This is a genomic window from Limosilactobacillus gorillae (assembly GCF_001293735.1).
Lineage (GTDB): Bacteria > Bacillota > Bacilli > Lactobacillales > Lactobacillaceae > Limosilactobacillus > Limosilactobacillus gorillae.
Map to the genome: position 1 here is coordinate 25,119 of NZ_BCAH01000006.1, position 13,177 is coordinate 38,295.

11 protein-coding genes and 2 tRNA genes are annotated in these 13,177 nt (G+C 51.0%); 11 read left to right on the plus strand and 2 right to left on the minus strand.

Annotated features, from left to right (window positions below; genetic code table 11):
* Positions 1 to 110: 110 nt before the first annotated feature.
* The 5 genes from AOQ57_RS01000 (at position 111) to AOQ57_RS01020 (ending at position 5,636) form a co-directional block, all read left to right on the plus strand.
* Positions 111 to 2,147 carry a DHH family phosphoesterase gene (locus AOQ57_RS01000; protein ID WP_093624333.1) on the plus strand — a complete coding sequence of 679 codons (2,037 nt, stop codon included), beginning with the start codon at positions 111 to 113 and terminating at the stop codon, positions 2,145 to 2,147.
* Positions 2,144 to 2,596: a 50S ribosomal protein L9 gene (gene rplI / locus AOQ57_RS01005; protein WP_093624335.1), complete on the plus strand. Its 453-nt coding sequence runs from the start codon at positions 2,144 to 2,146 to the stop codon at positions 2,594 to 2,596. Before AOQ57_RS01000 ends, rplI begins: the two co-directional genes overlap by 4 nt.
* A 44-nt stretch (positions 2,597 to 2,640) precedes the next feature.
* The gene (gene dnaB, locus AOQ57_RS01010; protein WP_093624337.1) at positions 2,641 to 4,044 is read left to right on the plus strand and encodes a replicative DNA helicase; all 1,404 of its coding nucleotides are present in this window, start codon (positions 2,641 to 2,643) and stop codon (positions 4,042 to 4,044) included.
* A gap of 90 nt (positions 4,045 to 4,134) precedes the next feature.
* The gene (locus AOQ57_RS01015; RefSeq protein WP_093624338.1) at positions 4,135 to 5,310 is read left to right on the plus strand and encodes an MDR family MFS transporter; all 1,176 of its coding nucleotides are present in this window, start codon (positions 4,135 to 4,137) and stop codon (positions 5,308 to 5,310) included.
* A gap of 11 nt (positions 5,311 to 5,321) precedes the next feature.
* Positions 5,322 to 5,636, plus strand: a complete 315-nt coding sequence (locus tag AOQ57_RS01020) for a hypothetical protein (protein WP_093624340.1) — start codon at positions 5,322 to 5,324, stop codon at positions 5,634 to 5,636.
* A 119-nt stretch (positions 5,637 to 5,755) separates the two neighbouring features.
* Here the strand turns inward: AOQ57_RS01020 and AOQ57_RS01025 are convergent.
* Together AOQ57_RS01025 and AOQ57_RS01030 are read right to left on the minus strand one after the other, a co-directional pair.
* Positions 5,756 to 5,828 (minus strand) — tRNA-Lys (locus AOQ57_RS01025).
* Positions 5,829 to 5,961: 133 nt separating this feature from the next.
* Positions 5,962 to 6,034: transfer RNA gene (locus AOQ57_RS01030), tRNA-Lys, on the minus strand.
* A 169-nt stretch (positions 6,035 to 6,203) separates the two neighbouring features.
* Between AOQ57_RS01030 and yycF the strand changes: the two genes are divergently transcribed.
* The 6 genes from yycF to AOQ57_RS01060 all read left to right on the plus strand — a co-directional run bounded on the left by yycF (position 6,204) and on the right by AOQ57_RS01060 (position 13,031).
* Entirely contained in the window at positions 6,204 to 6,911 is a 708-nt protein-coding gene (gene yycF, locus AOQ57_RS01035; protein WP_093624342.1) for a response regulator YycF, read from the plus strand.
* Between the two features lie 11 nt (positions 6,912 to 6,922).
* Positions 6,923 to 8,782 carry a cell wall metabolism sensor histidine kinase WalK gene (walK, locus tag AOQ57_RS01040; RefSeq protein ID WP_093624344.1) on the plus strand — a complete coding sequence of 620 codons (1,860 nt, stop codon included), beginning with the start codon at positions 6,923 to 6,925 and terminating at the stop codon, positions 8,780 to 8,782.
* Entirely contained in the window at positions 8,766 to 10,064 is a 1,299-nt protein-coding gene (gene yycH / locus AOQ57_RS01045) for a two-component system activity regulator YycH (RefSeq protein ID WP_093624346.1), read from the plus strand. The genes walK and yycH overlap by 17 nt, the downstream gene beginning before the upstream one ends.
* A 1-nt stretch (position 10,065) precedes the next feature.
* Positions 10,066 to 10,866, plus strand: coding sequence for a two-component system regulatory protein YycI (locus AOQ57_RS01050; protein ID WP_093624348.1), 801 nt, complete (start codon positions 10,066 to 10,068; stop codon positions 10,864 to 10,866).
* 18 nt (positions 10,867 to 10,884) lie between these two features.
* Positions 10,885 to 11,697 carry an MBL fold metallo-hydrolase gene (locus AOQ57_RS01055; RefSeq protein WP_093624350.1) on the plus strand — a complete coding sequence of 271 codons (813 nt, stop codon included), beginning with the start codon at positions 10,885 to 10,887 and terminating at the stop codon, positions 11,695 to 11,697.
* 74 nt (positions 11,698 to 11,771) lie between these two features.
* On the plus strand, positions 11,772 to 13,031 hold the full coding sequence (locus AOQ57_RS01060) for a S1C family serine protease (protein ID WP_093624352.1): 1,260 nt from the start codon (positions 11,772 to 11,774) through the stop codon (positions 13,029 to 13,031).
* Positions 13,032 to 13,177 lie beyond the last annotated feature (146 nt).

The window sequence follows — 13,177 nt, forward strand, 5'->3', positions numbered from 1 at the left end:
TCAAAGGGGGCTGTGACAAAAAGTCACAGCCTCTTTTCTTTGCCCCTGTTTCGGCCGGGTATGATATGATAAAAAGGATATTGTAAGTACGTAAAAAGGGGGGAAGGGAAATGCTAAAACGTTGGTTTGGCCGGGAAAGTGTCCGGCGGTTACTACATAGTCACGTCGTTCAGCTTAACTCGGCTTACGTCATGTTTATGTCATTAGTGACGGTGATCGTGGGCTTTTCCTTCAACTGGCGGGTCGGTTTGGCCCTGTTGGCCTTTGTGATTCTCTGCTTGGTGGTTGCCGTAGCCTTCTTACAGCGGCTGGCGTCGAGCACCGAGGCCTATGTCAATGACCTTGCCTACCAGGTTCAACAGGGGCAAGAAGAAGCCTTGTATAAAATGCCGATTGGGATGATTCTTTTAAACGATCATGACGTGGTGCGTTGGATCAATCCGTACATGGCTCGCTACTTTGATCAGGACCTGGTGGTAGGTCAGGCCCTAAATGAGGTTGATGAACGGCTGGCCGACTTGGTGAATAACCATCGCCGTGACGAACACTCGGTAATTGTCACCTGGCAAAAGCGCCAGTTTGAGTTTTTAGTTCAGGAACGAACCCACACTGTCTACTTAATGGACGTGACGGAATATGAACAAATTAATAATCGCTACAAGGAAGAACGCCTCTTCATGGGGACCGTTTACCTTGATAACTACGTCGAGTTAGTTCAGGGGATGAGTGATTCGGAGGTTTCGAACCTGCGTAATTACGTGACCTCAGAACTGACTAAGTGGGCTGAGGAGTACCACCTCTTGGTTAAGGTGATCGACGACGATAACTACCTCTTGATTGGCCACGAGGGTGATCTAACCCAGTTAGAAGAGGATAAGTTTAAGATCCTGGATAAGATCCGTCAAAACACCACGCGTCAAAATTCACCGGTGACGTTATCAATCGGGATCGCCTACGGCCAAAGTGATTTAATTAAGCTAGCCGACAACGCCCAAAAAAACCTCGACCTCGCCCTTGGGCGGGGGGGAGACCAAGTGGTCGTTCGGGCTGAAAGTGGTCAGGCCCGCTTCTACGGGGGGAAGACCAACCCGATGGAAAAGCGGACCCGGGTTCGGGCGCGGATGATTGCCCAGGCCCTGCGAGAGCTGATGAATCAGGCCGATCAAATCTTTGTGGTTGGTCACGCTAAGCCCGACATGGATTCCCTGGGGGCTTGCCTGGGGATTCGGCGAATTGCTGAGATGAATGACCACCAGTGCTGGGTGGTTTTTGATAACCAACATGTCCATTCTGACATTACCCGTTTAATGGGGGAAATCAATGACTACCAATCAATTAAGGACCACTTAATATCTCCGGAACAGGCCCTGGAAATGGTAACAACCAAGAGCCTGCTGGTAATGGTTGATCACTCCAAGGTGTCAATTTCGATGGCACCAGAACTTTGTGCTAAACTATCAAATCGAATGGTGATCATTGACCATCACCGGCGCGGTGAGGAGTTCCCGGAAAATCCGCTCTTGGTTTACAACGAGCCCTACGCCTCATCGACCTGCGAGCTGATTACCGAGATGTTTGAGTACCAGCCGCGGAAAAGCCAGGGGCTTAACCGCTTAGAGGCGACGGCGATGCTAACGGGGATTCGGGTTGATACCAAGTCCTTTAGCCAAAATGCTGGTACCCGGACCTACGATGCCGCCTCCTACCTGCGCTCGGCTGGGGCCGATGGGATGCTGATTCAACGCCTGATGAAGGAAAACCCGTCCAGTTTCTTAGCGCGTAACCACTTGATTGCGGCGGTCACCTTTATTGATGGTAAAATGGCCCTGTGCGTGGGTGAGAACGACCGGGTGTACGATCCGGTTACAGCCGCCCAGGCCGCCGATATGCTCTTACAAATGGACGGCATCGACGCCTCCTTTGTGATCTCCCGGCGCTCAAGCACGATGGTCGGAGTGTCAGCCCGGTCGCTGGGTGACTTTAACGTCCAGGTGATCATGGAGCAAATGGGAGGCGGTGGCCACCTGGCCAACGCCGCGACCCAAGTAGCGGGGAAGTCGGTTGAAGAGGTCAAAGATCAGTTAGTACAGATTATCAATGGGGAAAAGGACCCCACTTCGACAGAAGACGAGGAGGAAGACGAATGAAAGTTATCTTTACTGAAGACGTGAAGGGCCGCGGCAAGCGCGGAGAAGTTAAGAACGTTCCGGATGGTTACGCCCAAAACTTCTTGATCCCTCGGGGCAAGGCCAAGGCGGCTAACAAAGCGGCCATGAGCGAGCTAGCCGGCCAAGAACGCTCCAAGGAAAAGCATGAGGCCGAAGAACTCGCGGCCGCTAAACATTTAAAGGCGGTTTTAGAAGACGATAAGACGGTTGTGGAACTAACCGGAAAGGCTGGGACGGATGGCCGGATGTTTGGTTCGGTTTCCACCAAGCAAATCGCCACCGCCTTAGAGAAGCAGTATCAAATCAAGTTAGACAAGCGCAAGATGGAACTGGCGGCCCCGATTCGGGCCCTGGGCTACGTGAACGTTCCGGTCAAGCTTCACCACGAGGTTGAAGCGACCTTACGGGTGCACATTGCTGAAAAGTAGTTCCCCTTGGCGGCCGGTTAGAGTGAAAGGGCAAGGAGTGGGAAATGGATAATCGTCCAGAAATTAGTCGAACCCCCCCGAAAAATAGTGAGGCCGAGCAGGCCGTTTTAGGGGCGATCCTTTTAAAGGATGACGCGATTGTCGACGCGATGGAGTACGTCAGTGCAGATGACTTTTACTCCCGCCAGCATCAGATCCTTTTTAAGACGATGGTGGCCTTAAATGACGATGATAAGCCCATCGACGTTGTCTCGATGCAAGTGGAGCTCAATCGCCGCAACCAGCTGGAGGCCGTGGGGGGAATTCAGTACCTAGCTAAGCTAGCCGGGGCTGTCCCAACGGCGGCTGACGTCGGGTTTTACGCTAAGATCGTCCATGATAAGGCTTCCTTACGAAACCTGATCGATACGGCAACTAAGATCGTGAGTGAGAGCTACGAGGATAACGACGACGTTGCTGACCTGCTTGACCGGGCCGAGCAGTCAATTTTAAACGTAGCCGAAGATAATAACCAGGCGGAGATGAAAAACATCGAAACCGTGGTTCACGACGCGGCTAACCATACTTACGAGCTTTCTAAGCAACAGACCCGGGTAACCGGACTACGGACTGGCTACCCCCAGTTAGACAACATGACGACCGGTCTGCACGAAGATGAGTTAATTATTCTGGCCGCTCGACCGGCGATGGGGAAGACGGCCTTTGCTTTAAACATTGCTCAAAACGTGGCGGTCCGGGGTGATAATCAGCCGACCGTGGCCATCTTCAGCCTCGAAATGGGGGCGGAATCATTGGTCAACCGGATGTTATGTGCCGAAGGGGGTATTAACGCTAACCACCTGCGGACGGGGAACCTTGACACTGATGAGTGGGATGCCCTGTGGGTGGCAATGGGAAGTCTGGCGGGGACCAGTATCTATATTGACGACACCGCTGGCATCAAGGTTCCTGAAATCCGGGCGAAGTGCCGACGCTTAAAGAAGCGGACCGGGAACTTATCGTTAGTCGTCATCGATTACCTGCAACTGATTGAAGGGAGTAACTCGGAGAACCGCCAACAGGAGGTTTCGGAAATTTCGCGCCAGTTAAAGAAGCTAGCGAAGGAACTTTCGGTGCCCGTGATCGCCCTTTCGCAATTGTCGCGGGGGGTTGAACAGCGCCAGGATAAGCGGCCGGTCATGTCTGACATTCGTGAATCGGGGTCGATTGAACAGGATGCCGACATCGTGGCCTTCTTGTACCGTGACGACTACTACACCCGCGAGCAACAAGAAGATGGGACACCCCAGCCTGGTAGCGAGCAGGATGCTGAGAACTCGCTGTCCGAAGTTGAAGTCATCATTGAAAAAAACCGGAGTGGTCCGCGTGGAACCGTGAAGCTCCTCTTTAATAAGGCGTATAATAAGTTTGCCTCGGTTGATTTCACGCCAGGCCAGGCGCCAGAATAAATTGAATTAATGGAAGCGACCGTAATGTCCCCAGGGGGATACTTACGGCGCTTTTGTGTTGTAAAAAATAAATAGAAACTAGGTGAGGAAATGCAGACAGAGATTAAGTTTCGCTGGCTCTTGATGGGCAGCTTTTTAGTTAACGTGGGTAATAGCTTTGTGTGGCCGCTAACGACGGTTTACATCCATGATCAGCTTCACCAGTCACTGACGGTTTCTGGAATTGTGCTCCTCTTTTATTCCGGAACGAATGTGATTGGCTCTTACGTTGGGGGACGTTTGTTTGATAAGTATGCGCCCCAACGTTTGACCCTGGGTGGCGTGGTGGCCGCCGTCTTATTCATGGGGGTTTTGGTCTTTAAAAACGACTGGCCGACCTATCCGATTATGCTGGCTTTAATTGGGATCGTTAATGGTTGGCTGATGACGATGCATAACTCTTACGGTGCCCGGATGCGCAGTAAGGATGGGCGCTTCGTTTTTAATATGCTTTACTTTGCCAATAATTTGGGGATGGTCTTTGGAACCACGATCGTCGGCCCGCTTTACCAGTACGCCCACAATAACGTAGGTCCGCTCTTTTTGATCACAGTCATCATGTACGCCGCCTTTTCAATTGTGGTGATGAAGTTTTATCGAATTCAAGTTGTCAAGCGGCCAGCCCGCGAAGAGCAGCTTACCAAGTTACCCCGGGCCAACGCCCAGCTGATCTGGACAATGAGCGGCGCCCTCTTGGTCATCTGGATGATGTACTCACAATGGTCGTCAAATATGTCGGTTTACATAACTTCCCATGGGGTCTCAATGACCAGCTATTCGCTCCTATGGACGATTAACGGCCTATTGATCGTCGTCTTGCAGATGGGGATCAATTGGTTAAACCGGCGGATGACTAACGACCACCTCTACCTTTACGTTGGGGTGGCAACATTGGCCCTGTCCTTTTTGATTCTGCCCTTTGCCAAGGGCTACGGTAGCTTTGTCCTCTCGATGGTCGTCTTGACCCTGGGTGAGGCAACGGCAATTCCGACAATTCCAGCCCTGGTTAATCAGCTGTGCCCATTAGAAGACAAGGGACGCTACCAGGGGGTCGTTAACTCCTTTGGGTCGGCCGGTAAGGCCCTCGGGCCCCTGTTTGGGGGGATGGTGATTGAGCAAGCCGGTTATCAACCGCTCTTTTACCTGTGTACCCTGGCAATCTTCACCGCCGGACTGGTGACCTGGCTGATGATTAGCAAGAACCACCGGCAGGCCAGCTACTACTAGGGAGCAATCGGATGTTTTATCAAAACTATGACGGCGTTCACGGTGAGGACCGTTGGGGGATGGTTGGTAAGATCGGCGACCCCTTTCAAGAGGATCGTTTGTTGGCCTTAGCGTGTGCTAAGTGTCATTGCCAGCCCTTGGTAATTGCCGAGCGCAACTGGGTAACCACTAATAACGATGGTTCCCAGCGGTACCAAATCCGGGTGGCCTGTACTCACTGTGGCTTTGCCGATGAGTTCGCAGTTAACGCTAAGAAGGAGGGCGTAATCACGACCCTAAAGCACGGCCATCAGTCGGTGACCCCCGCTGATTTATTGGCTGAATGAAGCGGCAGCGCCCTGATATAAAAGAAATAACGCCACGTGGATTGGTCTACGTAGCGTTGTTTTTTTAGTATAAAAATTTAGGTATGAAAAAGCCGCCACCTAAAAGGTGACGGCAATAATGGGCAGTCAGGGGATCGAACCCTGGACACCCGGATTAAGAGTCCGGTGCTCTGCCAGCTGAGCTAACTGCCCATGTCTTAACAACATAAAATATAATACCAGTTCCACGGTTTCTTGACAAGTCTTTTTTTTAATTTTTTCAAAAAAGGGCGGGTTCCTTTAAATTAAAACAAAAAAGCCGCCACCCGCAAGGTGACGGCGATAATGGGCAGTCAGGGGATCGAACCCTGGACACCCGGATTAAGAGTCCGGTGCTCTGCCAGCTGAGCTAACTGCCCATGTCATGTCTAACACAACGATATATAATATAACAGATGTGGTTTGATTTGACAAGTCTTTTAACGGAAAAAGTTCGGATTCCGGGCTCAAATTGGTCAGTGTGGTATAATTATGAATACGATCAATTAACGAATAATGATAATCATCAACGGATGTGGAGGGACCAACATGGCCAAGAAAGTTTTGGTTGTCGACGATGAAAAACCAATTTCAGACATCATTAAGTTTAACTTGGAAAAAGAGGGCTATGAAGTGGTCGTAGCCTATGACGGGGAAGAGGCCCTACAAAAGGTAGAAAGCGAAACTCCCGACCTAATTGTCTTAGACCTGATGCTGCCAAAGATTGACGGCCTGGAAGTGGCAAAACAGGTGCGGGCTAAGCGCTCCACGCCGATCATCATGGTAACAGCTAAGGATTCAGAGTTAGACAAGGTCTTAGGGCTGGAGCTGGGGGCCGACGACTACGTGACGAAACCCTTCTCTAACCGCGAGTTAGTGGCTCGGGTGAAGGCTAACTTGCGGCGCCAAGATGCCGCGGTATCGCCAGCTAATGACGATCGGACCGCCGACATTAAGATTGGCGACCTGACTATTCACCCTGATGCCTACACGGTCACCAAGCGGGGTGAAAACATCAACTTAACTCACCGGGAGTTCGAGCTACTTCACTACCTAGCCCAACACATTGGCCAGGTTATCAACCGGGAGCACCTCTTACAGACGGTCTGGGGTTATGATTACTTTGGTGACGTACGAACCGTTGATGTTACGGTGCGTCGCCTGCGTGAAAAGATTGAGGATAATCCGAGTCACCCGCAGTGGCTAATTACTCGCCGGGGAGTCGGTTACTACCTGGCTAACCCCAATCAGGATTAGGAAGCTAAACCGTGAACAGCAAAATTAAATTATACCAGTCCATTCACTTTAAAATCGCCCTTGTCTTTGCGCTAATGCTGATGCTAACGCTGGAAGTGGTGGGGGCGGTTTTTGTGCGTCAACTGGAGCACCAAGAACTGGCCAACTTTAAGCAGCAAATTGAGCTACCGTCCTACATTGATAATTCCCTTGCCGCCCAGCTGTCTAGTACCGATACCAAGGCGGCTAACAAGGAGATAAAGGCGATTTTGTCACGGGTTAATAATACCAGCATCACCGAAATTCGGGTGGTTGACGCCAAGGGGATTATCCGTGGAACCAGTAGCACAAGCAACCAGGGGATTGTTGGCCAAAAGACAACCGATACGGTGATCAAGAGTACCCTGGTCAACAACCGCTCCCACACCGAAAACGTCTACGACAGTGCCAACCGTAACCGTTACTACGTTAGCGTAGTGCCCCTGCTTGCTAACGGGAACGCCAATAATGTGGTCGGTGTCGTTTACATGCGGGCGAACCTCGAGGGAGTCTATTCGACGATTAATTCGATTTCGCTAATCTATTTGTCAGCAGCCCTGATTACGATTGTCTTAGGGCTGGGGTTGGCGATTCTAATTTCCCGGGAAATTACTCGGCCAATCGAGGAAATGCGTAAGCAGACCTTACGGATTGCCCGGGGGGATTTCTCCGGCCAGGTCAAGGTAATGGGGAACGACGAACTAGGCCAGTTAGCCGGGGCGGTTAATAACCTGTCAATTCGGGTCGAGGAGTCCCAGGAATCCTCGGAAGCTGAACGGCACCGGCTGGACTCAGTCTTATCCCATATGTCTGATGGGGTTTTAGCCACCGACCGGCGGGGGAACCTGACGATCGTTAACAATACCGCCTTACAATTTTTAAACATTGATGATGAAGACCAGGTGCTGGGTAAGTCGATCTTGGACGTTTTAAAGATTCGGCGCCAGTTTTCGATACGCCACCTGGTTGATGAAGACCAGGATCAGGTCCTCTTAGATAATTTAAATGAGGACCTGATCTTGTCGGCCTACTTCTCACCGATCAAGCGTGAATCAGGCTTTGTGTCTGGGCTAGTCTGCGTTTTGCACGACGTTACCTCCCAGCAAAAAGAGGAGCGTGAGCGAAAGGAATTTGTTTCCAACGTCTCCCACGAGTTACGAACCCCGCTGACCTCGGTCAAGTCCTACGTCGAGGCCCTAAGCGACGGGGCAATCAACGACCCCGAACTAGCCCACCGTTTCTTAGGGGTTGTGTCCGATGAAACCGAGCGGATGATTCGGATGATCAACGACTTGCTAAGCCTGTCACGGATGGATTCGGGGACCGCCAAGTTAAACCTCGAATACGTCAACATCAACGAATTGTTTAACTACATCCTTAACCGCTTCGACATGATTATCAAAAACGAGGCAGATAACCCAGGGCAAAAGAAGTACTCAATTGTCCGCTTCTTCACCAAAAAGGATCTCTGGGTTGAGATCGACACTGATAAGTTCACCCAGGTGGTTGATAACATTATGAACAACGCCGTTAAGTACTCGCCGGATGGTGGAGTGATCACAGCCCGGCTTCTAGAAACCCACAACCACGTGATCCTGTCGATTTCAGACCAGGGGCTGGGGATTCCACGAAAGGACCTTAGCCATGTCTTCGACCGCTTCTTCCGGGTGGACAAGGCCCGCTCTAGAAAGCAGGGCGGAACCGGGCTAGGACTGGCGATCTCAAAGGAGGTTGTCAACATGCTTGGTGGCCAAATCTGGGTCGACTCGGTTGAAGGGAAGGGTTCAACCTTCTATATTTCCTTACCATACGTACCATATGAGGAGGAGGAATGGGATGATCAAGCAGATTAAAAAAAGCAGTTTGACAATTACTTTGGTCGTGGTGGTAGTCTTATCGGCTCTCCTGTCGGCCAGTGTCTGGATCAATCCTTTTCACTACGAACACGGAACTGGTGATACGACCAACACCTCTGCACGCCAAGACACTGTTCAATCCCTCAGCGATATCTACAAGCCAACTGAGGTGATTGTAACGGCGCCCGACCGTTCTCAAAAACTTCTTTATGATCAGGCTAAAAACCCGGTCATGGTTGTCGAGCAACAGGTCCGTAAGTGGAGACTCAAACACCTAAGCCGGGTGGTCAACAACGATTCGACCGCCTACTTACGCTACTTGCGGACGGAAAATTCACTGATGATTTCCTATCCGGATGCGGTAGCAACCTCGATTTTTAACCAGACCTTTAACCAAGCCGTTGACACAAGCCAACTCAAACGGGTTAATCACATTGTAATTACACTGACCAAGCAGCCGACCGTCTATCTGATGGCCGATGATAACTATCAGGTGTACCGGCTTACAACAACCAAGCACTCGCTTAGTGCCATCAAGTCGTCGCTTTCGGGCGGACAGCAGTTAACCGTCGACCACAAGATCGTCAACGGGATCCCGTTGACGACCTATCCGCACCAGATTAGCTTGCCAACGCTTAGATCGACGGTTGACCACCAAAACCTCGACAGCACGGCCCAGACCCTAATGGCCTCGTCGAACGTTTCAACGGTCAGTTCCCAAACGACCAGCAAGCTAATTACCTACATGGCTGGTAATTCTCGCCGGATGACTTACAACCGTGCGACCGGTCAGATCCAGTACGAAAATTACTTGGGTAAGGATAACTCCTATGGTACCCAGCGACTGTATACACACCTGTTCAACCTGCTGGCTGACACTCCAACGCCCTTAGAACAGGTTCAGTTCGATAACGTCTCACTAGTTGGCCAAACGATCACCTACCGTTCCTTTGTCGAAGGGTTCCCGATCTTTAGCAATAACGACTATGGGACAGTCCGAATTAAGGCTAACAACGATGGGGTGGAACGTTACCATCTGTCGCTACTGAGCCTAGGTACCCCACTTCCGTCCAGCCGTTCCAATGTCACTTTACCTTCAACGGTAACGGTTCTAAACGCCCTTTACCAAGCCGGGAAAGGCAAAGACATTAGGGGACTGCGGCTGGGCTATGACTGGTCAACTAGCCAAAATAAGGATACGGTAACCCTGACACCGGCCTATTATGTTTACTACCACGGTAACTGGGTCAAGTACCAGACCCTGCTGAAGGGGGATTAAGATGAACTTTCGCAGAATTCAGTGGATCTTTTTAATCGCCTTTATTATCCTAGACATGGTCTTGTTGTCGACCCTGTTGCTGGGTAATGAGAGTTTCTCGCCCATTAGTAAGCAGTCGAGCCAGACCCAGCTGACTCTGAGGGAGATGAGGTCTAATTCGATCTCCTACCCCAAGTTAGGTCAAAATAACCGGACTGGCTACTACCTGGTGGTGACGCCAGGGAATTTGGCTGCTGAACAAAGCCACCTAAAGAACCAAACTACTCACGTCGATAACAACCTCCTAACCGCTACCTTGACAACCCCGCTGAAGCTTACGGCCGCTAAATCCAACCACCGTCAACTGGAGGAGTTTTTAAAGGATTCTCACCAGGTCTTACATGGCAGTAGTTATCAGTACAGCGCGGCCCTATCGAACGACCAAACGATTGTCTTTACCCAGGTGATTAAGGGCGAACCGGTGTTAAGCAAGGAGGGGCAAATTCGCTTCCGGCTCAACCGGGCGGGTAATAAGGTGGTGAGCTACACCCAGGGATACTTGAAAGAGGCCAGCGTCTTGCGGCCCCAGGCAACGACCATTAGTCAGGTCCGGGCAGTTACTTGGCTGTACCATCATAACGAGATCCCTAACGGTACCCACCTTCAGCGGGTTACCTACGGCTATAGCCCCCTGATGACCAGCGAGGGGAAGCGAATCTACGTGCCGATCTGGCAAGTTGAATTACAAGCCAAAAGCGCCACGGCGGCGCAGTACTTGCGCGTCAACGCCTTTAGTGGCACGATTATCCAGGATAACAACTAGGAAAGGAAACGAGATCAATTGGTGCAAGACTTGGCAGATAAGATTCATTACAGTATCCTAGCCTCGGGATCGGGAGGCAACGCAACTTACTTTGAGACGAAGCAGCACCGGATCCTGATCGATGCCGGACTGTCGGGAAAGCAGCTGGAAAAGCGGATGGAAGCAATTGGGCGCTCCTTGGACCAGGTTGAGGCCCTCTTTGTGACCCACGAGCATAGTGACCATAGTCACGGGGTAGGTGTCTTGGCCCGCCGTTACGGGATGCCTGTTTACGCCAATACTGGCACCTGGACAGCGATGGAAAATAAGGTTGGTAAGATCAAACCGGAGCAGCGGTGCCTACTTGAAGCTGGTAAATTCTTAGACCTGGGTGACATGCAGGTAGAATCATTTGCAGTTTCTCACGATGCCGCCGCGCCGCAGTTTTACCAGATCCACCACGATGATCAGTCCTTTGTGGTCCTAACTGACACGGGGTACGTTTCCGATCGGGTTGTCCAGATGATCAAAAACGCCGACGGGTATCTGATGGAGTGTAACCATGACCCGGAAATGCTACGGATGGGGCCGTATTCGTGGCCGTTGAAGCAGCGGATTTTGGGCGACACCGGTCACTTATCCAACGAAGAGGGGGCCGGGGCGCTGATGGACGTAATTGGGGCACGGACCAAGCGGGTCTTTTTGGGCCACCGCAGCCAGCATAACAACATGCGCTCCCTGGCCCACCTGACCGTAGCTAGCATCCTAGAAAATAATGATTTTGGCGTCGATCACGACTTTAAGCTGGCCGATGCTGAGCCGGATCAGCCTAGCCCGCTTCTAAGCTTATAAAAGATTAACACCTGATTAATAGAATCTTCGCAAAGATTTGCTACCCTAAGAGAAAAAGATCGGGGGAAAATTTAATGAAGAAGCGCTCATCGTCGCAACAACGCCGTTTTTGGGTCAAAGTTGTCTCAGTGGGGCTCTTGGCCGGCCTGGTCGGTGGGGGAGTCGCCTTTTCGATCGACCACGCTGTCAGTGCCTATCAAACCTACTCGTCAACCAAGGTGCCGACCAGCTCGTCAAAAAGTGGGGGGACCTCGGTCACCAAAAACAAGGCCAGCCTAACTAACGAGTCGACTAAGGCTTACAATGCCGCTAAGAATGCGGTGGTTTCGGTTATCAATAAGCAGGCCACTAGCACCGATTCCTTGTATGGAGCGGCGGCATCTACTAAGTCCAATGCCAGTTCTAGCACCCTGGAGACAGCCAGTGAGGGGTCCGGGGTTATTTATAAGAAGAGCGGTAACGTAGCCTACGTGGTAACCAACAATCACGTTGTCTCTGGCTCCAGTGCCGTTCAGGTTATCTTAAGCAGTGGTAAGACTGTTGACGCCCAGATTGTCGGAACGGATGAGGCAACTGACTTGGCGGTGTTAAAAATTAACGCCGCCGATGTAACTACGGTTGCCAAGTTTGGTAATTCAAATGACATCAAGGCTGGTCAGGACGTCTTAGCGATTGGTAGCCCGATGGGGTCAGAGTATGCCAATACGGTTACTAAGGGGATCATTTCGGCCACTAAGCGGACCATTAAGGCCAGTGATAGTTCGGTGGCTACCAACGTTATCCAGACTGATGCAGCCATTAACTCTGGGAACTCCGGGGGTCCTCTAATTAATATGGCTGGCCAAGTGATCGGGATCAACTCAATGAAGCTAGCCTCTAGCACTGACGGAACCTCCGTGGAAGGAATGGGCTTTTCGATTCCAAGTAACGAGGTTGTTCAGGTTATCAACCAACTGGTCAAAAATGGTAAGATTTCCCGGCCATCACTGGGGGTCTCCCTGGTTGACCTTGCTAATGTTTCCACAAGTCAGCAGCAGTCAGTGTTAAACCTGCCAACTAGTGTTACCAAAGGGGTGGTAGTCATGCAGGTTACTAGTAATTCTCCGGCGGCGTCGGCTGGTCTAAAGCAATACGATGTAATTACGGCAATCAATAACAAGTCAATTAGTGATGCCAGCGACCTCAAGACCGCTCTGTACAAGTATAAGGTCGGTGACACCGTCACCCTGACCTATTACCGTAACGGGGATAAGAAGACCCTTAAGGTGAAGCTGAGTGATGCCACTAGTTCGAATTCAACTTCCAGTACTGATTCGACAACCACAACCCAGTGATAATTAGCCCTAACGCCCCAAGCGGGAACGCTAGGGCTTTTTCATTGATATATTATGGGCTGGATACCCGTCACTTTAGTGATGGGAGGAAAGCCCCCACTCAAGCACCTACGGTGCTTCTTTTTTTGACCTTTTCCCTTTCTTTT